Origin of the sequence: Povalibacter uvarum (genome assembly GCF_014202975.1) — a bacterium.
Taxonomy (GTDB): domain Bacteria; phylum Pseudomonadota; class Gammaproteobacteria; order Steroidobacterales; family Steroidobacteraceae; genus Steroidobacter; species Steroidobacter uvarum.
The window spans coordinates 414,528-437,846 of record NZ_JACHHZ010000002.1; the positions used below are offsets into that span (position 1 = coordinate 414,528).

Genomic DNA, 23,319 nt, shown 5'->3' on the forward strand with positions numbered 1-23,319 from the left:
CGTGGAAAACAGGCAAAGGGCAGACGCCACGACAGCACGGTGTTCGGCCGTCGCGAACCGTTCGCATTCCTGGACATCGTGCGCCGCACTTCGTCCGGACCCCCTGTTCTTCCATCTATTTTTCTTCCTGTCTGCTTCGCGGACCGGTCGGTCAGCGATAGCTCAGTAATCGCGCGGTTCTGCCACGCGGATTCTGCTCCCTGTTTCCCAGTGCTTCCCCAACGACAACCTTGCGGTGAGCGTCGCTGGAATTTTCCTGTTCACTTCGAAGGTCTTTGTACGTTAACAAGTCAACGACGGTCAAGCAGTGTTGCCAACTTCCAACGGGAACAACGCTACGGTACGCATTTTCCGTCCCGCGCAGCGGATCGAGCGCCGTTGTCGTGACAACAGTGTCGGTATCTGCACAGATTGAGAGCACCGCGGGCCGTGCCGCCCGCGCGTTTCTCCGAACGGGAAAGTCAGTCCTGGTCCGTCGTGCTTCGATAACGGCGTCCGCCGACGACGAGGTCTCGCCAGGCGGGTGCCTGGGCCTTGAAGTCGCCCGCTTCGACACGGTCGGCGGCTTCGTTGGCTCCGTCGAGGCGGTAGGCCATCAGCACGTTGACCTTCGTCCAGCGGCCTTCCACCTGGCCATAGATCCACGCCAGCTGCCCTCGGACGAGGACGAACTCCGCGATGCCATCGTCGTTCATATCGACGAAGAATCCGGCGACCTTGGTCTGCGTATCCCCGAAACGCCATCCGTTGGCGGGATTCGCCAGATCCGTCTCGAGCGTGGCCAGGAGTTCGGCATCGATCGCACGACCGGCGGGCTCTCGCACCATGCCGGCCAGGTGCACATCGGTGTTGGCGAACTGGGCGTCCCACCGATTCTTGCGCTCGAGCAGGGCTGTTGCGCGCTTCCTGAGGGTTTGAGCCTGCGGATGATTTTCGATCCGCGAGATCTCGCGCAGGCGCTGCAGTCCGTAGGCGCCCGCGTTGAAGCGCAAGTATTCGAGCGGGGTGGATCTGACGTATACATTCTCGCCCGGCACTTTCGCTGCCAGGGCGAGCTTGAACTGACTGTTCGCAGCGATGCGATGAGGCGACAGCGCGGGCGTCAGCGCCAGCGCAATCACCGCGATGAGATAGAGCGCCGTCACGATGTTGACCGATGCGATGCCGCTCAACCATCGCTGACCATCGCGACAGGCGAGTCCGTAGCCGACGCTATACAGCAAGGCGGCGCCGGCAACGACACATGCCCAGAACCGCGACACGGTGAATCCGTACTCGTCGATCCGCAGCCACAGCGCGTAGAGCGCGGTGAGCGCAATGACGATCGTCAATGGAATCACGAAGCGCAGCGTGGCTGCGATCCTTCGCGGATACGGCGTCGACACCGAACCATCGCGATACGCTGCATTCACCAGCAGCACGGTTACTGCAACCAGCCAGAGCAGCCATGACGCCGCGATTGCCCGCTCGCCCGAGCCGATCATCGTGGGCAGCTTCGTGATCAGCGCTACCGTGAAGAGCGTGAGAATCAGACCGGCTACGAGTGCGAGCCACTTCAACACGCTCAGCACCTGCTCGAGCAGTACGCTGGTCAGTCTCTCGAGCGAGCCGATGAGATGCAGTGCGACGCCGAACACGATCGAAGTCACGGGATAGAAGAAGATCGGCTCTTCGAACAGCTCCTTGAAGAACTGCATGCCGAGCATCCTGAAGAGCTGCGCCCACAGCACCAGCAGCAACCAGAACAGCGCAGTGAAAGCGACCGCCTCCGCAAGCAGGAACTTGTTGTTCCATGCAGTGGCAAAGAGCCGCTCGTATCGCGGTCGCCAACGACCGTCGAGCAACCTGGCCTGCAGGAACGGCATTGCAAGCAGCCAGAGCACTCCTAGTACGAATGCCAGCGAGGCCCATTCGTCGACCCGTGGGTGGCGCGGATCGCCCTCCAGCATCACCGAACCGCCGAAGTGCCAGGCAGCGAAGAATGAGAAGACCGCGACAACCGCGATGGCCATCCATGCGAGCCGTTGCCGTGCGTGCTGCACCAGGAGCTGCACGGTCAACGGAGCGAAGATCGCGGCGGCATAAAGGGCGCTCAGCGCAGCGAGGTTCGTTGCCGGCCAGCGACCATCATCGATGCATATGTGCAGGAAGTAGAGACTCCATCCCTGGAGCGTTGCCGCAATCAGGATGACAGGGAGCTCTGCGCTGCCGCGAAGCAGATTCTTCCACGTGGACTGCCCGGTCATCGTTCGCCTCCTCTTTGACGACGACGCGGATTATCGCCATCCAGCGCCTGCAGAGGATGATCAATTGTGGCGGGACGGATCAGGAACAGGATCTGGACGCATGCGTTGCTCTTTCGTACCCACCGAAGGAGATGCGTCGTGCCCCGCGGCGACAAGTCGGCTACAAACAGCAGGAGCATCGGGCGGCGCATTGAGATTGTCGGCTCGACGCCGACCCCCGCGTCCTAGGGACTCGCAACCCCCGGAGAAGCTCATGACGAAGAATCCTTCCCTCGTTCCCGCCGTCGAGCTGGCGAACCGCAGCCGATTCCGCTTTCCCGGCGAGAGTGCCGAGTATCGACAGGCCCGTCAGGCATTGCTGGCGGAGGAGATAGAACTTCGCCGACACATCGAGCAGGTTGCGGAATTGCGCCGCACGCTGCCCCCGGGCCCCGAAGTCACGAAGCAGTATCGTTTCGAGGGCGAGCGCGGGCCGGTGACGCTCTCCGACCTGTTCGGCGACAAGCAGACGCTCGTCGTCTACACATATATGTACGGCCCGCAGCGCGAGCAGCCCTGCCCGATGTGCACTTCCCTGTTGAGCTCCTGGGATGGAGAAGTGCCCGACATCGAACAGCGCATCGCAATGGCGATCGTGGCGCGATCACCGTTCGAGCGACTCGTTGCCTTCAAGAAGAAGCGCGGCTGGCGCCATCTGAAGCTCTATTCCGATACGAGTGGTGAATTCAGCCGCGACTATCGGGCCATCACGCCGGAGGGCGGCGACGACGCGGGCTATCACGTGTTCACGCGCCGCGACGGGAAGATCCGGCATTTCTGGAGCGGCGAGATGGGTGGTGAGACGGCCGATCCCGGACAGGATCCGCGCGGGGCCCCGGACCTGATGCCAATCTGGACGATCCTCGACACGACGCCCGAGGGACGCGGCACGGACTGGTATCCGAGCCTCGAGTACCCGAAATAGCCCGGCTGGCCACGTCCGCAGCGCTGTTGTTCAATGACACGACGACAGTCACTGCGGACGTACGCCATGGCCGATATGAAGGAACTCCGGCGCCTCGCGCGCCAGGCGATGCTGGAGCGCGGATTCCTGCCGGAGTTTTCGCGAGCCGCGACCGATCAGGCGCAGCGGCTCGATGAAGCTATACCGGACGGGGCCATCCCGGACAGCGTTCGCGATCTACGGAAACTGCCGTGGATCTCGATCGACAACGACGAGTCGCTCGACCTCGATCAGCTCGCGACAGCCGAAGCGCTTGCGGATGGCACGCGCCTGCGCGTGGCCATCGCCGATGTCGATGCTCGCGTCCCTCACGGATCACCGATCGACGATCACGCACGAACCAACACGACGTCCATCTACACTGCCGCGCAGATCTTCCCGATGCTGCCCGAGCGGCTGTCGACCGATCTCACGTCGCTGGCCGATCGCAGCGAACGACTGGCAGTGATCGTCGAAATGATCGTCACGCCGGACGGCGCGATCGCTGGCTCGACGCTCTATCGCGCACTGGTTTTCAATCACGCGAAGCTCGCTTACAACAGCATCAGCGCATGGCTCGACGGCGGTGAACTTCCGGAGCGCTTGCGCGATATGCCTCATCTGCAGGAGCAGGTTCGTATTCAGGAGGCTGCGTCCAACGCGCTGCGCAATGCGCGAGCCGCACATGGCGCCATGAGCCTCGAGACGACGCAGGCAGAGACGGTTTTCACGGGCGGCGTCCTGAGCGACATGCGTCCCGCGACGAAGAATCGCGCGAGGGAGACGATCGAGGATCAGATGATCGCGGCCAATGGCGTCACGGCGCGATTTCTCGAAGAGCGCGGATTCGCGTCGATCCGTCGAATCCTCCACACGCCGCGACGTTGGGATCGCATCGTCGCGCTGGCCGCCAGCTTTGGCGATCGATTGCCGCAGACGCCCGACGTCATCGCGCTCAGCACATTCATGCAGCGCCGCCGGCAGGCCGATCCGGCGCGTTATGCCGATGTGTCGCTTTCCATCATCAAGATGCTCGGCTCGGGTGAATACGGCGTCGACGTGCCGGGCGAGGCGACGGAAGGCCACTTTGGTCTCGCGGTCAACGACTACACGCACTCGACGGCGCCGAATCGCCGCTTTCCGGATCTGGTCACTCAACGGCTACTGAAAGCCGCGCTCGCTGGCACACCCTCGCCGTACGATGTCGAAGCACTTCGCGCGATCGCCTCACACTGCACGAAGCGCGAAGACGATGCCGGGAAGGTGGAGCGGCAGGTCCGGAAATCCGCCGCCGCGATGCTGCTGCAATCACGCATCGGCCAGGAGTTCGATGCGATCGTAACCGGTGCCGCCGACAAGGGGACCTGGGTGCGCATCCATCGGCCGGCCGTGGAAGGCAAAGTCGTTCGGGGCGCCGCGGGGCTCGACGTTGGCGACCGGGCCCGCGTCCGGCTGATCGGCGTGAACGTCGAGCGCGGCTTCATCGACTTCGCCGCGGTCAACGACTGATTGCGGTTCTTGTCTTGCGCGCGGTGACGCGGAGACAGACACTCAGCGGCGGATCAACAACTCCAAAGAGGATGCTGCCATGACACGAATGTCACCGATGGGGATCGTGCTCGCGTTCTGTGGATTCAGTGCGCTCGCTCAGACACCGGCGGAAGTGACGCTCACCCGGCTCGATTGCGGCAACGGAGTGACGTCGTCGGACATCGCCTTCTTCTCCGACACGAACGCGTACGACGGCAAGAAGCAGGAACTCGTCGTGAGCTGCTACCTGATCAAGCACGGTGACGACTACCTGATCTGGGATACGGGCTATCCCGCCGCTGTTGCCGGAGCGACGGCCACTGGTCCGACTGCAAAATTCAATCTGGTCGAACAGCTTGCGCGAGTCAACGTGAAGCCCGAGCAGATCAAGTTCGTCGGCGTCAGTCACTATCACGGCGACCACATCGGTCAGGCAGGTTCTTTCCCGCAAGCGACCTTGCTGATCGGCAAGGGCGACTGGGATGCGCTCACATCGACGCCTCCTCCGCCAGGCGCGAATCCCGCGCCGGTGAAGCACTGGATCAGCGGTGGCGGCAAGTTCGAGGCCGTGCCGCGCGACAAGGACATCTTCGGCGATGGCACGGTGCGAATGCTCGATATGCCAGGCCACACGCCCGGCCATCATTCGCTGCTGGTGCGCCTGAAGGAGAAGGGCAACGTGCTGCTCACCGGCGATCTCGCGCACTTCCGCGAGAACTACGACAGCAACGGTGTGCCTGTCTTCAACACGAACCGCGCCGATACGCTGGCGTCGCTCGATCGCTTCAAGCAGATGGCGAAGAACCTGAATGCGACAGTGATCGTTCAGCACGACCCGCGCGATATCGAGAAACTGCCCGCGCTGCCGGGGTCGGCGAAGTAGCTCTCTTAGGTTCTCATCGAGCCTGCTGTTGCCACTGCGCCGCTTCGCGGGCGTGGCGGCTGCCGGGGGCGAAGCCCTGCCAGAACTCATCCACCTGGGCGAAGAGCTTCGCCGCTTCGTCGCGATTGCCCTGGGCGAGGGCAAGCCGGCCGCGGGCAACGACGATGTCGACCGCGACAGGTGTCGGTCGCTGCGAGACCTTCTGCTGAGCTGCTGACGCTGCCTGAAGCGTTTCGTCAGCAGCAGCGAACTCTTTCGCGGCGAACTGTGTTTCGCCCAGGCCCAGGAGTGCCGCGACGACGACACGCGAGGGTGGGCCTTGCGATGACAGCTCTTTGGCCTTCTCGAAGTGTGTTCGCGCAGTGACGAGGTCTTTCTTCGAAAGCGCCACGAAGCCCAGTCCATTGTGGGAATCGGCGACCGAGGGACCGGCGGGCGTCGACTGGAGATTCGCGGTCAGTACTTTCCGTGCTTCTTCCATGCGCCCGGCGAGCACCAGCGCGTTTCCGTAAGAAGACGTCGCATTGCTCAGCCAGGCAGTCCCGGTCGTGTCGAGCCGTCGGATGACTTCGACCGAAGTCTCGAGCTGCTTCACCGCTTCGTCGGTGCGTCGCGCCGCGGCGAGCGCGACGCCAAGCGTCGACTGAACGCGAGCGCGCGTGAGCTCCTCGCTCGACAGTTGCGTTGCCCGCTCGAGTGTCGCAACCGTCCCCTTCACATCGCCGAGCTTCATCTGTGCACGTGCGAGCCACGTGAGCTTGCTGACAACCGAATTCGCTTCGGAGCCGAAGATGCGTTCCGCACCGGCGACTGCCTTGTTCAGATGCTCGATGCCCTCCTCGAGCTGGCCCGAGTCGACGAGCGCGCGGCCGTACACATCTTCGGTTTCGACCAGCAGGTTGTCGCGGCCGCCGTCACCAAAATTCCTGATCGCACTTTCGTAAGCGATGCGCGCCGCCTTCAACCCCTCTTCCGCTTCTCCCATGAGCAGGTGTTCCTGCGCGAGCTGACGCATCGCGAGGATCGTTTCGGAATCGTTGTCGCCCAGCACCGGCCGCAGGACTTCGACAGCCTCACGCATCTCCGCCACGGCGCGCTTGCCATCGCCGCGCTCGCCGGCAATGAAGCCGCTGGAAACGAGAGCGCTCGAAAGCGCCCGGGCCCCTTCGCGCTGCATTCGATGCTCGCGAAGCACCGGCATCGCGGCCGCAATCTGCTTCTCGGCCTCGTCGTAGTTGCCCTGCTGGACGGCGATGCTGGCCAGCTGCGTACGGCCCGCGGCCACTTGCAGACTGTCGGCAGGCAGGACGCCATCAGCGTTCTTCAGCGCTCGCTCGAGCGTGGCTTTTGCTTCATCCAGCTGCTCGAGATTCGATTGCGCCTCCCCGACGATCAACAGAAGCTCAGCGGCATCGTGCGGCTGCGAGGCCATCTCGCGATCGATACGCTCCTTCGCGAAAGTCAGGAGCTGCGCGGCGGTGAGCTGCTTGTTGCCGGTGAAGAACGGATCGGCGGAACGAAAAATGGACGCCACGAAGTCCTTCACTTCTTCCGCGTGGCGTCGCTCTTCCTGCGCGATCCGAAGCTGCCATGTCGCAACGAGGAGGCCGGCGGCGAGAGCCACGACGACGGCACCGGCCGCGCCGACGACGAGGCGATGTTTGGCCGCGAACTTACGGAGTCGATAGCCAGCCGAATCCGGTTGTGCGAGCACGGGATCGCTGCGCAGGTAGCGCTCGAGATCGTCAGCGAAGGCCGCGGCTGTCCCGTATCGCTCGGAGGCCTCCTTCTTGAGCGCCTTCATCAGGATCGTGTCGAGGTCTCCGCGGAGCTCGCGAGCATCCGCTGCCTCGTGCGCGACGCTGCTCGGGCGATGAATCTCTACCGATAGAATTTCCCAGCTCGTGTTGGCTTCGCTCTTGAACGTGTAGGGCCGGTAGCCCGTGAAGATCTCGTACGCCACGAGCCCGAGCGAGTACACATCGCTCTCGGTCGTCACCGACTGGCCGAGGATCTGTTCCGGCGACGCGTACGCCGGCGTCAGCAGCATCGTGCCGAGTTGCGTCAGCGCCTTGTTCGCGGGATCGCCCTCCTCGATGAGCTTTGCGATACCGAAGTCGAGCAGGTGCACCTGCCCCGCCGCATCGATCAGCACGTTCGACGGCTTCAGATCGCGATGAACGATCAGATGCGAATGCGCATACGCCACGGCGCGCGCGATCTGGGCAATCAGCTGCACTCGTGTTCGCAGGTCGAGCACGTTCTCGCGGCAAAAGATGTCGATCGGTTTGCCTTCGATGTACTCGAGCGCGAGATAGGGCCGTCCGTCCGCCGTCACGCCCGCGTCGTACAGACGCGCAATGTTGGGATGCTCGAGCTGCGCGAGAATGTCGCGCTCCTGTGCAGCGCGATCGCTGAGCTTCGCGATCGCCCACCAATGCGGCAGCTTCAGTGCGACGCGCCGCTTGAGAACCGCGTCGTCACGTTCGGCGAGCCAGACCGAGCTCATGCCGCCGTCGCCGATCTTCTCGATCAACCTGTAGGGACCGACGATCGCGCCATTGAACGGCGCCGGCGCGAGCGACCCCCCCGGATGACGTCTGGTGTGCTCGGAGAGCGCAGCGATGAAATCGTCCGTCTCGTGCTTCGCCTGCTTCTGCAGCAGGCCGGCAACCGTTGGCCGCAAATGACTTTTGCTCGGATCGAGTGTATCGAGCCAGCGCCGACGCTCCTCTTCGGGGAGTTCGAGCGCGGTCTGCAGCAGCGACAGGAGATCTTTCAGGTCGCCGGGATCGAGGGGCTGCATCGGGAAGGCATCGCCGTGTTATTCGTCGTTGCGGCAATCGTCCGTGACGCGCGGCCCGATGACAAGCAAAGTCTCGCGGGTCGCAATTTACCTACACAGCCGCCCCGTCGCTTGTATTCAACTCCAGCTCAGGTCGTGACTGCGGAAGGGTGTGGAGCGAATACGTTTACCTGTGGCGTAGAAGATGGCGTTGGCGACCGCGGGCGGCACCGGCGGGCCCGCGGGCTCGCCCAGGCCGCCCCACTTGCTCCCGCCTGACAGCGCGAAGTGCACATCGACCTGCGGCATCTGATCGATTCGCAGCAGGTTGTAGGTGTCGAAGTTGGTGTTCGTGAACCGGCCTTCCTTCAGATCGAGACCACCGACCCATGCGTGCGACAACTCCCAGGCCGCACTGCCCTCGCATTGTTCGATGCCGCCGAGCGGATTGATGACGTGACCGCTGTCGACCACGATCACCAGCTTCTCGACATGCAACGCACCGCGACGCGAGACGGTGACAGTTGCGCAGGCGGCCGCGATCGAGCCGTGTGACTCGACGATACCGATACCCATGCCCTCGCCGCGCGGCAGATCCGTGCGGAAACCAGATTTCTCTTTCAGGGTAAGCAGCACTCGTTGCCAGTCGTCCATTCCCTTCGTCATCTCGATCCGCCAGTCGAGCGGATTCCAGCCGCCGGCGATCGCGACTTCATCGACGAAGGATTCCGTCATGAAGCCATGCTGTCCCGCGCCGGGCGCGCGATGAGTCGCCGTGGGAATGTGAGTCTTGCCGTTGTGTCGCTCGTGATGCCGGTTCGGCACTTTGTACGGCATGTTGCCGATCGAGTAGTCCGCATGCGCGGCTCCGATGCGCGGCATGCCGTCCTGCGTGAACCAGACGGAGCGCGTGAACCACGCGCTGGGCAAGCCTTTATCTCCGAGCAAAGCCTTGAAGGCGGTCATGTTCGGAGGGCGCTGCTTGTCGTGATTGATATCCTCTTCCCGCGACCAGACGACCTTCACGGGACGCTTGAGCTGGCGCGAAAGCTCCGCCGCCTGGCGAGTCACTGCGGTGTTGCCACCACCGCCGCCGCCGAAGCCGCCACCGAGAAAGACTGTGTGCACGAACACATCTTTCACATCCCGGCCTGTCTGGTCGGCCGCCAGCGTGAGCGCGAGCGATTGGTCCTGCGTCGGCGACCAGACATCGACACGACTGTCCGTCACGCTTACCGTCGCATTGATCGGCTCCATGCGGGCGTGCGTTTCCCACGGGCGGTGGTACTCCGCGGCGATGACTTTGCCGCCGGCACCGATCATCTCGATCGCATTCGCGCCGGTCGCGTTACTGACCTCACCGGGTTGTTCGAGAAGCTTGCGAGCCTCGGCCCATTGGCTCTCGGTGCTCGACTGCGCTGCGGGTCCGAAGTCCCACTCGATGGGCATGAGATCGAGCGCGGTCTTCGCGCGATACCAGGTGTCAGCGACGATCGCGACACCATTCTGCATGTCCGAGAAGGCAGTCTTGCCCGGCACTGCTTTCAGCTCGATGGCTGCGATGACACCCGGGCGCTGTTTCACCGCATCGAAACTGAAGCTCTTCAGCTTGCCCCATGGCACAGGACAGCATTTCACCGCGGCGTACACCATGCCCGGCAAGCGTGTGTCGATGGCAAAGGCGGCGCTGCCGTCGACCTTTCTCGGAATGTCCAGCCGTTGCTTCGATTGTCCGAGCAGCCACCATTGATCCGGCGTCTTGATCGCCGGCTCGGTCGGCAACTGGATCGCCGCTGCGGCCGTCGCGAACTCGGCGTAGGTGCCGGATCGCTTGCCGGACTTCAGCACGCCCAGCTTCGCTTCGACCGCCGAGCGATCGACGCGCCAGGCCTGCGCCGCTGCGGCTTTGAGACGTTCGCGTGCGGACGCACCGGCTTGCATGATGTGCGGGTGCTGTAACCGGACGAGTTGCGAACCGTGCGTCGTCATCACTTTGTATTCGCGCCCGCGGGTCAGATGCCGATTGGGATCGGCGAACACCGCCTGGATCTTCGACCAGTCGACGTTCAGCTCTTCCGCGATCATCATCGCGACCGACGTCAATGCGCCCTGCCCCATCTCCGTGTGCGGCACGCGAACGGTCACGACGCCATTGCGATCGATCGTGAGCCATGCGTTGATTTCGACTCCGTCCGTGGGCGTTTTCCACGGGTGGGCTTCGACGCTCGCAGCGTCTGCCCCGGGCACATGGAAACCGAGCAGCAGGCCACCGCCAGCAGCGACGGATGTCTGGATGAACGCGCGACGCGAAATCGTTGTCTGTGTCATGGCGTCGCTCACTCAGTCTGCATGAGCGCGGCTGCGCGACGAATGCCCTGACGGATGCGCAGGTACGTTCCGCATCGGCAGAGGTTGCCCGACATCGCGGCGTCGATTTCCTGATCCGAGGGATTGCGACGTCGCGCGAGCAGCGCAGCGGCCGCCATGATCTGGCCTGATTGGCAGTAGCCACATTGAGGCACGCCTGCTTCGATCCACGCGGCCTGCACCGGATGCAGCTGCCCTTTCGCAGTCAGACCTTCGATCGTCGTGATCCGCCGGCCGACCGCGGCGGAAACGGGAATGGCGCAGGACTTCACGGCCTGGCCGTCGAGATGCACGGTGCACACACCGCACTGAGCGATACCACAACCGAATTTCGTGCCGGTGAGACCGATGTTGTCGCGGAGTACCCAGAGCAGCGGCGTTTCCGGTTCAGTATCGACGGTGTGAGTTTCGCCGTTGATCTGCAGCGCAATGGCCATGAGCGTTTGCCTCCGCGACGAACAATGCAGGGCGGATACTAGTCCCGGTCTGGATGCCATCCAATAGAACGCAATATGAGTCGGTGCCCAGACATCGACCGGGCCCGGCATCTAAGGGTTCCCGGTCGATTCACCCGGCAGTCGTGTTGTCCTCAGCGCACCAGGGCCATTCCGTCAGGGCTGCCACCTGTCGGGATCGTGCGGGTTACCCGCAGCGCTTGCAGATCGACGACGGCAATGTGGTTGTCGCCAGAGACGGCGACGTAGGCGCGCTGATTGTCCGGAATGAGAATGCCGGTGGGCACGCGGCCGAGCTTGATCCGCGCGCGCTCGGTTCGCTTTGCCGCGTCGATCACGACCAGCTCGCCGCCGCTCAGGTCCGACACCAGGACGAGCTTGCCATCCGGCGTGAACTTCAGTCGATTGGAGCGTTTCGTTTTCGCGTCGAAAGTCTGAGTGACCTTCTTCGACGCGATCTCGATGATCGAGATACCGCCGTCGCGCGAGTGTGCGACCCAGAGCTCACGGCCGTCCGGAGATGTATCGAGCGCTTCCGGCCCTGCGCCTGCGCCAATGAGCGCCTGAGTCCATTGATCGTCGTCGCCGCGCTCGATCACGCTCACGTTGTTCGAACCCATGTTGGTGGTGAACAGCTTCGAGCCATCGCGCGACGCCAGCACCATGTGCGTGCCTTCCTGCGCCGTTTCGAATGTCCAATCGACGCGTTTCGACTGCGGATCGTAGCGACCGACGCGACGCGCCTGCTCGGCAGTGAAGTAGATCTTGTTCTTGAGCAGGGTCAGGCCGTGCGGGCGACGCAGGTCGCCGAGATCGACCCGTTCGAGTTCCTTGCGCGCGTTGACGTCGACAACGGAGAGACTGTTGCCGGGCGTACTCGCACCGTAGTTCGTCACGACGGCAATCTTCGCGTCAGCGGACAACTCGATTTCATGCGGCCCTTCGCCGGTCGCAATGGTTGCGCTCGTCTGGCCGGACTCGGGATCGATGAACGAGAGCGTCGCGTCGCTCTTGTTGAGGACGAGCAACTGGGCGGCGAGCGCCAGAGTGGGCAGGATCGACGCTGCGAAAACAAAGACTACGCGTTTCATGTCAGTCACCTCCTGGGGGAAGCGACTGTGCCGCCGGAGTGTGTCCGGCGGCAAGTGCCGAGAGCGGCTCGTTAGAACTTGTACCCGACGGTCACCGAGTAATTCGCCGGCGCGGCGTAGAAACCGACCTGGTACAGGCTGCCGATGTACTTCTCGTCGGTGATGTTGTCGGCATTCACTCGCACATAAGCGTTCGCGGTGATATCCCAGGCAGCGAACGCGTTCAAGGTTGCGTAGCTGTCCTGGCGGATAACACCGCCATTGGTGCTGTCAACGGTCCAGATGTCGCTCTGCCAGCGACCATTCAGGCCGAACTGGAGTTCCGGGAAGCTCGGGAGCTTCGAAGCCAGACTGAAATTGAGGGTCCGGCGCGGCACCCAGGTGTAGATCTCGGCGCCTTGCGGATCCTCGAGCTTGAGCGCGGTGAAGCCGAAGACGAGGTCGACATATTCGTTGGGGCGTCCGGTGGCTTCGACCTCGATGCCTTTCGATTCGACGTCCATGCCGACGTAGTAGTACTGCTGCGTCTCGGGATTCGTTCCGCCGTACGTCGCAAGATTTTCCTGTTCAGCCGTGAACAGCGCGAGCGTCGTCAGCAAGCGCTTCTCGAACCAGTCAGCTTTGACGCCGACTTCGTAGTTCACACCCTTCGACGGGTCGAGGTAGTTGCCGTCGAAGTCGTCCTGGTCCTGCGGCTGGTAGATGTCCGAGTAGCTTGCGTAGGCCAGCAAACTGTCGGTGATCCGGTAGGTCACGCCTGCGTACGGGCTCAGCTCGCTCTCGGTCTGATCGAAGCGTCCGCCGCCGCTCGGCATGCCTTCGCGATGGTATTCGGCCCAGTTGAAGCCGCCGATTGCAGTGAGCCGGTCGCTGAGCTCCAGACGCGTCGCGCCATAGGCGCGCTTCAGACGCTGATTCATCGTGCTGTCGACGATCGTCGGCTGCCATACCGGCTCGGGAACCACGTCGCCGGCGTAGGGAAACGCGGGAAGAATCGCGGCCCAGGCGGGATCGGAATCGAGCACAGGCCGCGTGAACTGCGTTCCCTGGCTGCGCGAATAGCTCAAACCGAGGATCGCCTCGTGAGTGCGCCCCCAGGCATCGAAATCACCATTGAGTGTGAGGTCGATGAGATTGGACTCGTCTTCGGTCGGCCAGCTGCCGGGCCACGGCAGCAACCCGGTGTTGTCCGGATTGAGGCCCGGGTCTTCCCAGTTCGTCAGCACATAGAAGAGCTGGCTGACGTCGTCATACGAGCGGTAGTTGTAAGTGAGCTTCGCGTCCCACGCGTCGGTGAGCGCGTACGTGAACTCTGCGAACGCAGTCTGGTGCTCGGTGTTCCAGTACGTCCAGTCCTGCGTCGTCGAAGAGCTGCGCGGGAATTCAGCCTGTGTGCCGTCCTTGTAGCTGAACACCAGGGCGCCCCACATGTTTCCATCGGTGTCCGCCTTCTGATGGGAGTATCCGACAGTCAGCGTGCCTCGCTCGCCGATCTGGCCGTCCACGACACCATAGAAATAGGTACGTTCGTTGTGCTTTCCGCGCAGCCACGAGTCGCCTTCCTCCGCGGCGGCCACGATGCGGCCGGCCCAGGAACCGCTCTCGGTGAACGGCGTCGAGTAGTCCGCCTCGATGCGCCTCGTGTCCCAGGAACCAATCGTCGCGCTGACGCCACCCTGCGTATCGTTCGTCGGACGCTTGCGCACGTAGTTGATCGTGCCGGCGGAATTGCCGACGCCGGTGAGCAACCCGTTGGCGCCGCGGATCACCTCGATTTTTTCGTAACCGAACGAATCGATCGCGCCGGTCACGATGCCCCAGTCGTTGGGCAGGCCGATGCCATCGATCTGTGTGTTCTTGATCTCGAAACCGCGCGACATGTAGTTCGTACGGTTGGTCTCCCATTCCTCGACATTGATGCCGGTAGCGAGCCGGAGCGCATCGTTGATGTTATCGGCGCCGAACCGCTCCATCTGGTCGGCCGTGACGACACTGATCGACTGCGGCGTCTCCACGATGTCGAGATCGAGACCGGTCGCGCCCTTGCTCACGCGATCGGCGCGCTTGGCCGTCACCAGCACGGCTTCGAGCACATTGTCATCTGCTGCCAACAGACCCTGAGCCGGTATCGCGACGCCGGCCACTGCAAGGGCGGCAACGGACCCCATCAATCTCGATCGCATGTTCAATCTCCCGTTCTGAGACGGGAATGATAATTGTTCTTATTTGCGATTCAAGTGCAATGAGCGTAACCCCTTCTTCCCGTGGAAGAAGGGGCCGATTGGCGTGGCAGGACTACTCGAGGTGATTTAGCTGATCCAGCCCGCCTTCCGCGCGTGGCGAGCGAGCCAGAGCCACAGGACGCCGAGCAGGAAGATGACCAGCGGGAACGGCACCGCGGCTGCGGCCCCGAGAACCTGCACCGCTTTCATCGGACCGAAGGTGTAGCCGAACTGCACGATGATCGCGACCAGGGAGATCGCGAACGCTGTCGATGACCATGACTTGCGCATCAGCAATCCGATTGCGCCCGCGAGCCCGCTGAAGATCGCAATCGCATAAATCGCGAAAACCCATTGCGGCCGCGACTCGTAGAGCTGCCGCTGCGCTTCGCTCATCTGCGAAAGCGCCGCCTCATCGGTCATGAGATCGGCGGTCCAGGCCATCACGCCGATCAGCATCCAGAGCAGTGCAATGACGGAAACGACCCAGTACCAGGTCGGCGGCTTCGTGGCGGGCGCAGTGGCGGTTACGGCAGCTTCCATACATCTCCCCTTTTTGTTGTCGGATCAACCGGGGATTGTGCTCGGGCCGCCACCGCACAGGCAACCGCCAACGTCAGACGCGACCCGGTACCCAGCTCGTTCCCGCGAGAGGAATATTCGCCATCGCCGCAGCTTCGACGGTCAGCGCCACGAGATCCTCGCGTTCGAGGTGATGCACGTCCTGCTTGCCGCACGCCCGCGCGATCGTCGTCAGCTCCATGTTCAGCGTCTTGAGATAGTTGCGGACGCGCTTCGCGCCAACTTCGGGCTGCAGGCGCAGTTCGAGCTTCGCATCCTGCGTGGTCACACCGACGGGGCAGCGGCCCGTGTGACAGTGATGGCAGAAGCCAGGCGCGGTGCCGAGAGCGTGATAGTCGCTCACTGCATCGACATGACGGCCGTCCTGGACGTAGGTGTGGCTGTTGCACCCGAGCGAGAACAGAATGCCTTGTCCGATCGACACGGCGTCCGCACCCATCGCAATCGCCTTCGCAACGTCCGCACCGCTGCGAATTCCGCCCGAGATGATGAGCTGCACTTTGCCTCGCATATTGAGGTCTTCGAGCGCGTCGACAGCCTGGCGCAGCGCCGCCAGGGTCGGAATGCCGACGTGCTCGATGAAGACAGTCTGCGTCGCAGCCGTGCCGCCCTGCATGCCATCGACGACGACGACATCCGCACCGGAATGCACGGCCAGCTTCACGTCATTGAAGACGCGCGTTGCGCCGACCTTCACATAGATCGGTTTCTCCCAATCGGTGATCTCACGCAGTTCCCGAATCTTGATCGCAAGATCATCGGGTCCGGTCCAGTCGGGATGACGGGACGCCGACCTCTGATCGACGCCTTCGGGCAGCGTGCGCATTTTCGCGACGCGCGGATTCACTTTCTGTCCGAGCAGCATTCCGCCGCCGCCGGGCTTCGCGCCCTGGCCGATCACGATCTCGATTGCGTCGGCACGGCGCACATCATCGGGATCGAAGCCGTAGCGCGACGGCAGGCACTGATACACCAGCGTCTTCGACGAATTCCGCTCTTCCGGCGTCATGCCGCCGTCGCCCGTCGTCGTCGACGTTCCCATTTCCGTTGCCGCCCGACCGAGCGCTTCCTTCACGTTTGCCGACAACGCACCGAAGCTCATCCCGGCGATGGTGATCGGAATCGCAAGCTCGATCGGCTTCGTAGCGAAACGCGTCCCCAGCAGCGTCTTCGTCGAGCACTTCTCCCGATACCCTTCGAGCGGATATCGCGACAACGACGCGCCGAGAAACACCAGATCGTCGAAATGCGGCAGTCGGCGCTTCGCGCCGAGACCGCGGATCTCGTACAACCCCGTCGCCGACGCCCGCTGCACGTAGTCGATGACGGAGCGGTCGAAGGTGGAAGAAGACTCCAGCGACAGGCCTGAGGGCGTCTGCCCCGGTGAGATTGTCATGCGTTCGGACACAGGGAACTCCGTCGGGAAGCCGTTGGCCGGCTAGCCACTAGCAGCTAGCCAGAAGAAAATGGGATCGCCAGTCCTATCCGGATCTGGCTAGCCGGCTAGCAGCTAGTTGGCTAGCCGGCTTCCTTCAGTATTCCTGCCCCGCCTCCGCATTCCAGTGATACAGCTTGCGCGCCGAGGCGACACGCCTGAACTCACTGGGATCGTGCTTGAAGCCGGCGACGGCAAGCAGCTCCGCGACGACTGCACGATCCGTATCCGTCGTCGGTTCGAACTGCGCGTCGGCGCCAAGCGATTTCACTTCGCCGCGAACATAAATCACCGCTTCATAGAGAGAATCGCCGAGTGCATCGCCCGCGCCGTCGCAGATCACCATGCGGCCGGCCTGAGCCATGAATGCGGAGAAGCTGCCGACGCTGCCGCCGACAACGATGTCCGCGCCTTTGAGCGAGATCCCGCAGCGAAGCGAAGCATCGCCTTCGATGACGAGCAGCCCGCCCCGCGCTGAGGCGCCCGCACTCGTCGAAGCGAAGCCACGGACACGCACGAGCCCTGACATCATGTTCTCTGCTGCACCGGGGCCAGCGTTGCCGTTTACGACTATGCGCGCGTGCTTGTTCATGCCCGCAACGTAGTAGCCGACGTGGCCGTTGATCTCGATATCGACCAGCGCGTTCATGCCCGCGGCGATCGAGTGCGCACCATCGGGGTTGTTCACGACAACCGTTGGCAACGAGTTCTCCGGCAGCTCCTTGTGCAGATACTGGTTGAGCTCGCGCACGCTGACGGCCGCGAGGTCGAACACTTTTCGCTGGCCGAAGCGACCCGTGGCGAGCCGCCAGTCCGCGATCTGCTTCGTTACACTTTCCATGCGTACACCTCCTGCGGCTTCGGCTCGAACAATCTGGCCTTGTGCACGCCGGGCAGATGAGCGAGCGACCGGAACTCGGACGCGATCGCCACGTAGTCGTCGGTCTCGGCCACGATTGCAGGCTTGCAGGCGAACGCGTCACGAACGATCGCGAGCTCGTCGTCCGTACCCATCAGGAATGTGTAGAAGCCATCGAGCTCTTCGAAGCCGCGCTGCACTGCTGTCTTGAGATCATCGCCTTCGCGCAGGCGCCATTCGAAGTAGCGGCACGCCGCTTCGGTGTCGTTGTCGGTCTCGAACTCGATGCCCAGCGGCTCGAGCTTGCGACGCACGAGATGCGGATTCGACAGCGAACCGTTATGCACCAGGCAGAAATCATGGCCCGCCGTAAAAGGATGCGCGTGGGCAGGTGTCACCGCCGATTCGGTCGCCATGCGTGTGTGACCGACGAGATGGGTTCCCTGCAGCTTCGCAAAGCCGTAGCGCTTGCAGATATCCGCCGGCGCGCCGATGTCTTTGTAGAGATCGATGCTGCGCCCGATCGAGAGCACCGCGATCTGCGGCAGCTTCTCGGCGATCCAGGCTTCGACGATGGATGGCGACGCAGTGCTCGTAAGCACCGCGTGATTGCCGGATGTGACCACGTCGAACTTCGCGTCGATCGCCATCCTCAGCTTCTGCAACAACCCTTTCCAGTCGACGACCTGTTCACCGGTGTAGAGACTGATCTTGTACGTCCCCTCCTCCACCGGCTCAGTGAACACGGCGAGCCCCGCGGAATCTGGCCCGCGCTCGGTCATGCCGATCATCATCGGGACCATGAGCTCGCCCAGACGGGGGCGAAGACCGGGATCTTTGAGTAACAGTCCGACGATGCCGCACATGGAACCTCGCAAGAGAGCTGTGAGCGGCGAGCCAGAATGCGTCCGGCTCATCGCTCGCCGCTCGTCGCTCATAGCCTCAGAAAAACTCCAGATACCTGCCCGTTTCCCAGTCAGAAACGTGCCTCGCATACTCGATCCACTCCATCCGCTTGAGCGTGATGAATTCCTTCGACAGCTCACTGCCGAGGGCGCCGCAGACGACTTCGTCGCTCTCGAGGGCGTTGATTGCCTCGAGAAGGTTCTGCGGCAGCAGGCCGATGCCATCGTCAGCCAGTTGGGCGGGCGAGTACTCGTACAGATTCCTGTTGTTCGGCTTGCCGGGATCGAGCTTGCGATCGACACCGTCGAGGCCGGCCGCGAGCAACGCCGCGCTGACGAGATAGGGATTGCAGCCCGCATCGGGCAATCGGAACTCGAGGCGTCCGCCGGGAATGCGAACGCACGCTGTGCGATTGTTGTCACCGTAGGCGATGTATGCGGGTGCCCACGTTGCGCCCGATAACGCACGCCCCACGACGAGGCGCTTGTACGAATTCACCGTCGGTGCACAGATCGCTGCCAGCGCGCGAGCGTGATGGAGGATGCCGGCGGTGAAGTGATATCCCATCTTCGACAGCGACAGCCCATTGCCGTCGCTCGCGTCGTGGAAGAGATTCTTCGTTTTGGCATCGCCGATCGACACATGGAAGTGAGCGCCGCTGCCCGTTCGATTCGAGAACGGCTTGGGCATGAAGCTCGCGATCATGCCGTGCTGGCGCGCGATCTCGCTCGCAGCCATTTTCACGAACGTAAAGTTGTCGGCGCTCTTCAGCGCATCCGCGTACGTGAAGTTCACTTCGAACTGTCCGTTCGCGTCCTCGTGGTCGATCTGATAGACGTCGATGCCGACGGCCCGCAGCGACGACACCATCTGATCGAGAAAATGCGTTGCACGCGACAGTCCCTTGTAGTCGTAGCAGGGTTTTTCGAGGCCGTCCGTTGCATCGAACGGCCCCAGTTTGCCCTCCGGGCTGCGCGCCAGGAGCATGAACTCGGGTTCGATCCCCGTGTAAAGCGTCATGCCTCGCGCAGCGAGCTTGTCGAGCTGCCGCTTCAATGCGACGCGCGAGCAGTAAGGATAGGGCTCGCCCTTGACGGTGCCGTTACACACCATCCGTGCGTAGCCAGGCATCCAGGGAATCACGCTCAGCGTCTCGGGATCACCTACGGCCATGTAGTCGGGACCGTGCGGCCCCATGCCGAATCCCCACAGCGCGAAGCCAGCGAAACCCGCGCCATCAGTGAGCACCATGTCGAGATGCTCGACGGGCACGGCCTTCGCTTTGGCCGCGCCATGAATGTCCACGAACTGCGCGAGTACGAACCGGATGTCGTTCTTGCGCAGGAACTCTTTTGCTGCCGCCGTGTTCATCGCGCGCCTCCAGGCGATTTCGTATCGATCAGATAAGGCCCGGCGACCTCGTTCAGCGACGACCAGACGTAGTCGCCGAAGGTGGGGTCGCACCAGAGTCGATAGCGACGTTGGGCGGCATTGCCCTGCGGTACGACGGTGACCGCAACGCCGATCATCAAAGTCATCACAGCCTCGCGCGCTTCCGCACGCAAGGCAGCGAAATTCACATTGCACATCTGCGCGAGGACATCGTCGGCAGCATCGCCAGCGATGACGAATGCGCAGTCTTCTCTCAAGACCGGATACACGCCAGGGATGTGAGCGGCGATCTCGGCCTGCAGCTTGCGAAGCGCATTGCCGTCGCCTCGCTCCAGCAGAAATTCACTCGCTCCGAGGCGGACGCAGATGTCCTGCTCATCGTCTCCTGTCACGCACCATGAGTTGGCGCGCTCGGGAAGTGGGATGCCTTGTTCCCCGAGCCATGCCGCCGCATTGGGTCCCTTGAACCCGATGCGCGCGAGATTCACGACCTGCTGCAAGGTAGCGCTCATGCAGCCACCCCGAACTTCTGGCGCTGATTGTCGTGATCGAAGAACGGGGTCGGGCACACCGTTGCGGTGACGGTCGACCCATCGGTCACGCGGAACGTAAGCTTCGTACCCAGCACTGCGAGCGACGGCTTGATCATCGCGAGGCCGATCGTCTTCCCGAGCGTGTTGGAATACGTGACGCTCGTGACGCGACCCGCGATCTCGCCGTTGTCGATGGCCAGGTGGCATTCCTTGAGCGCCGGCACAGCGTTTTCGATCTCGAACCCGACGAGCAATTGCCGCGGTCCGCGGCGCTCAAGCAACCGTAGGCTGCGCTGACCGATGAAGAAGGGCTTCTGCATGCGCACTGCCCAGCCCGCCTGCGCTTCGAACGGGTTGGTGAGGCCATCGGTGTCCTGCCCGATGATGAAGTGGCCTTTCTCCAGCCGCAGGACTCTCTGCGCTTCGACACCGAACAGACGCAAGTCGAACTTGCGGCCCTGCTCGACGAGGCCATCCCAGACGCGTTGCGCATGAGAGTGCGGCACGTGAATCTCATAGCCGAGCTCGCCGACGAACCCGACTCGCAGCAATCGCGCATTCGCTGCGCCGACGATGCCTTCACGTACACCAAGGTATGGGAACGCGCCGTCGTTGAGATTCACGGACGTCATCGCGCTCAGCAGATCGCGACTGCGCGGGCCCGCGAGATTGAAGGCAGCGCGATGGCCCGTGACGTTCACGAGCGAGCAGTTCAATCCCCAGAGCGCATTCAGTCGCAGCAGATCGCGATACACGCCGGCCGAACCGCCCGTCGTGGTCGTGAAATAGAAGCTTTCCTCGTGCAAGCGAGCGACGACACCGTCGTCGACGATCGTGCCGGCCTCATCCAGCAGCAAGCCGTAACGCGTCATCCCCACCTTGAGATCGGAATAGCGCCCTGCGTAGGCGCGATCGAGGAACGCACCTGCGTCCGGGCCATGGACCTCGATCTTGCCGAGCGTGCCGACATCGATGAGTCCGACGCTGTTGCGAACGACAGCCACTTCACCCGCGATGCATTGCTCGCGTGACTCGCCTTCACGCATGTAGTACTCGGGCCGGCGCCAGTTCCCTGCCAACATCCATACGGCGCCGGCGTCGCTGTGCCGCGGAGCGATCGGTGTCGCACGTTCCGGCGTGAAGCCGCGGCCCGCCAGATGCTTCATCGGCACCGGGTGGTACATCGGTCTCGCTGTCGTCAACCCCACCTGGTCCATCGACAGGCCGCGTTTGCCGGCGAGAATTCGCGCCGCATTGAGATTCGAATGCTTTCCCTGCGACGGACCCATACCCACAGTGGTGTAGCGCTTCAGCAGTTCGATGCTGTCGAATCCTTCGTGGATGGCGTTCTCGATGTCCTTGACCTGAAGGTCTTCGTCGAAGTCGATGAAGTCTTTTCCGCGCGGGTCCTGGCGCCGGTGCGGTGATGGCGCAACAGGCGATGAGCTGCGAGCGATGATCGATGACCCAGATGGCGGAACCGTGGCGGAGGCGAATTCTGCGGCAGCGCGGCCGGCCGTTCGACCTTCCATGCACGCTGCTTCGGCATTGAAGAGCCCATTGATCGCACCCGAGACAAAGCATCCGGCTGGCAGCTCGGATGGCAGATGCATCTGCGCCGCGTCGTCGAATGCAGTCTTGCCGCCGGCTTGCAGCAGCAGCTGCGCAGCTGCGGCCCACCCTCCGCTCATCAGGACGGCGTCACAGTCGATGCGTTCGCCCGCGAAATGGACGGCCGCAACGCAGCCCTCTGCATTTCTCTCTGCTTCGATGGGAGCGTCGCCAACGACAACCTTAACGCCACGCTGGATCAGCAGTGACGAGAGATCTGGCGCGACCGAAGTGGAGTTGAGCTCGACAATGTGAGCAATCGACAGGCCTGCGTCGAGCAACGCAACTGCCGCCTCATAGCCGGCACGGTGCGTCGTCACGACGAGGACTTTCCGCCCGACGGCGATCGAGTGACGCTGAAGCAATCGCTGTGCTGCGCCAGCCATGACGATGCCCGGCAGATCGTTGTTGTGGAATGCTATGGGCTGTTCGATCGCACCTGTTGCAAACACGATTGCGCCTGCGCGCACCTTGGTCATGCGATGCGGTTCGATGACGGCAGCCCAGCGATCGGCGTACACGCCGGCGACATACGAGCTCGTCAGCACATCGACGCCATCGGCGGAGTGCGCCGACACTCGCGTACTCTCGTCGACCAGCATCACCTTGGCGCCTGTAGCAGCGGCTGCGCGAGCCGCCGCTTCGCCAGCAACGCCGCCACCGATCACGAGCACGTCGCAGAATGCGTAGCGCTTCGGTGTTTGCAGGCGCGGTGCATCCACGGAGATCTGCCCGAGGCCGCTCAGATTGCGAATCAGCCTTTCCCAGCGAGGAAAGAACCGCTTGGAGTTGAATGCCTTGTAGTAGAAGCCGACGGGCAGGAACCGACCGAGCCGATCGATCCATTGCGCGCGATCGGACTGGAGACCGCCGACCGTGTTCACCGCGAGCACTTCCATCCCGTCCGCCAGCGGCGTGACGTCGCCGCGTACGTTCGGAACCGGGCCCACCTGGAATATCGCGTTCACATCATGATTGGCGAACGAGAGGATTCCGCGCGGACGGTGATACTTGAAGCTGCGGCCGAGAATCATCACACCTGCTGCCGAGAGCGCAGAAGTGATCGTGTCGCCCGCGAACCCCTCGTAGCGAACGCCTTCGAACGTGAAGGCAAGCGATCGCGTGCGATCGATCCATTCTCCTTCCCGCTGCGGCAGGCGATACATCATGCTCGATGCACCTCACGCAGCTTTTCGACAGGGTAGGTGTCGATCACGGCGTCACGCGCCGTATCACGCTCTGCGATGAACCAGTAGCCCGACGCGATGTGGCACCACCATTCGCGCTTCACGCCGGGAACGCCGCTGCGATTGAACACGTAGTCCGCCCATTGCGGGTCCGTGCACGCATCCGGATCGGGCATGTCACGCACTTCACCGGCGTAAGCGAATTCGCTCACGGGGCGGACGCCATTCAACGGGCAGCGTAGTTGCTTCATTC

At 62.9% G+C, this 23,319-nt stretch carries 17 protein-coding genes; 3 read left to right on the forward strand and 14 right to left on the reverse strand.

Features of this window, described 5'->3' with window-relative positions:
- Positions 1-461: 461 nt before the first annotated feature.
- Positions 462-2,246: a DUF4153 domain-containing protein gene (locus HNQ60_RS08030; protein ID WP_184330526.1), complete on the reverse strand. Its 1,785-nt coding sequence runs from the start codon at positions 2,244-2,246 to the stop codon at positions 462-464.
- A 253-nt stretch (positions 2,247-2,499) separates the two neighbouring features.
- Here HNQ60_RS08030 and HNQ60_RS08035 point away from each other — a divergent pair, with 253 nt between their 5' ends.
- From HNQ60_RS08035 to HNQ60_RS08045, 3 genes are all read left to right on the forward strand, one after another.
- Positions 2,500-3,210 (forward strand): DUF899 family protein, encoded by a 711-nt coding sequence (locus HNQ60_RS08035; protein ID WP_184330527.1) that lies wholly within the window; start codon positions 2,500-2,502, stop codon positions 3,208-3,210.
- A 33-nt stretch (positions 3,211-3,243) separates the two neighbouring features.
- Positions 3,244-4,737, forward strand: a complete 1,494-nt coding sequence (locus HNQ60_RS08040) for an RNB domain-containing ribonuclease (RefSeq protein ID WP_221304092.1) — start codon at positions 3,244-3,246, stop codon at positions 4,735-4,737.
- A 79-nt stretch (positions 4,738-4,816) separates the two neighbouring features.
- A complete protein-coding gene (locus HNQ60_RS08045) occupies positions 4,817-5,641 on the forward strand; it encodes an N-acyl homoserine lactonase family protein (RefSeq protein ID WP_221304093.1) in 825 nt (274 codons plus the stop codon).
- Between the two features lie 13 nt (positions 5,642-5,654).
- Here the strand turns inward: HNQ60_RS08045 and HNQ60_RS08050 are convergent, their stop codons facing one another.
- The 13 genes from HNQ60_RS08050 to HNQ60_RS08110 form a co-directional block, all read right to left on the reverse strand.
- Entirely contained in the window at positions 5,655-8,447 is a 2,793-nt protein-coding gene (locus HNQ60_RS08050; RefSeq protein ID WP_184330528.1) for a serine/threonine-protein kinase, read from the reverse strand.
- A 117-nt stretch (positions 8,448-8,564) separates the two neighbouring features.
- The gene (locus HNQ60_RS08055; protein WP_184330529.1) at positions 8,565-10,754 is read right to left on the reverse strand and encodes a xanthine dehydrogenase family protein molybdopterin-binding subunit; all 2,190 of its coding nucleotides are present in this window, start codon (positions 10,752-10,754) and stop codon (positions 8,565-8,567) included.
- Positions 10,755-10,762: 8 nt separating this feature from the next.
- Entirely contained in the window at positions 10,763-11,230 is a 468-nt protein-coding gene (locus tag HNQ60_RS08060) for a (2Fe-2S)-binding protein (RefSeq protein WP_184330530.1), read from the reverse strand.
- A 152-nt stretch (positions 11,231-11,382) separates the two neighbouring features.
- Entirely contained in the window at positions 11,383-12,339 is a 957-nt protein-coding gene (locus HNQ60_RS08065; protein ID WP_184330531.1) for a YncE family protein, read from the reverse strand.
- 71 nt (positions 12,340-12,410) lie between these two features.
- Complete coding sequence (locus HNQ60_RS08070; RefSeq protein ID WP_184330532.1) at positions 12,411-14,522, reverse strand: TonB-dependent siderophore receptor; 2,112 nt, start codon at positions 14,520-14,522, stop codon at positions 12,411-12,413.
- Positions 14,523-14,648: 126 nt separating this feature from the next.
- Positions 14,649-15,104: a hypothetical protein gene (locus tag HNQ60_RS08075; RefSeq protein ID WP_184330533.1), complete on the reverse strand. Its 456-nt coding sequence runs from the start codon at positions 15,102-15,104 to the stop codon at positions 14,649-14,651.
- 73 nt (positions 15,105-15,177) lie between these two features.
- Complete coding sequence (locus HNQ60_RS08080) at positions 15,178-16,539, reverse strand: FMN-binding glutamate synthase family protein (RefSeq protein WP_184330534.1); 1,362 nt, start codon at positions 16,537-16,539, stop codon at positions 15,178-15,180.
- Between the two features lie 136 nt (positions 16,540-16,675).
- Positions 16,676-17,419: a protein glxC gene (locus HNQ60_RS08085; RefSeq protein WP_184330535.1), complete on the reverse strand. Its 744-nt coding sequence runs from the start codon at positions 17,417-17,419 to the stop codon at positions 16,676-16,678.
- Positions 17,407-18,303 carry a class II glutamine amidotransferase domain-containing protein gene (locus HNQ60_RS08090; RefSeq protein WP_184330536.1) on the reverse strand — a complete coding sequence of 299 codons (897 nt, stop codon included), beginning with the start codon at positions 18,301-18,303 and terminating at the stop codon, positions 17,407-17,409. The genes HNQ60_RS08085 and HNQ60_RS08090 overlap by 13 nt, the downstream gene beginning before the upstream one ends.
- Before the next feature lie 76 nt (positions 18,304-18,379).
- Entirely contained in the window at positions 18,380-19,714 is a 1,335-nt protein-coding gene (gene glnT, locus HNQ60_RS08095; RefSeq protein WP_184330537.1) for a type III glutamate--ammonia ligase, read from the reverse strand.
- The gene (locus tag HNQ60_RS08100) at positions 19,711-20,247 is read right to left on the reverse strand and encodes a methylglutamate dehydrogenase (protein WP_184330538.1); all 537 of its coding nucleotides are present in this window, start codon (positions 20,245-20,247) and stop codon (positions 19,711-19,713) included. The genes glnT and HNQ60_RS08100 overlap by 4 nt, the downstream gene beginning before the upstream one ends.
- A complete protein-coding gene (locus HNQ60_RS08105) occupies positions 20,244-23,048 on the reverse strand; it encodes a 2Fe-2S iron-sulfur cluster-binding protein (RefSeq protein ID WP_184330539.1) in 2,805 nt (934 codons plus the stop codon). Before HNQ60_RS08105 ends, HNQ60_RS08100 begins: the two co-directional genes overlap by 4 nt.
- Positions 23,045-23,317, reverse strand: coding sequence for a sarcosine oxidase subunit delta (locus HNQ60_RS08110; protein ID WP_184330540.1), 273 nt, complete (start codon positions 23,315-23,317; stop codon positions 23,045-23,047). The genes HNQ60_RS08105 and HNQ60_RS08110 overlap by 4 nt, the downstream gene beginning before the upstream one ends.
- Positions 23,318-23,319: the final 2 nt, after the last annotated feature.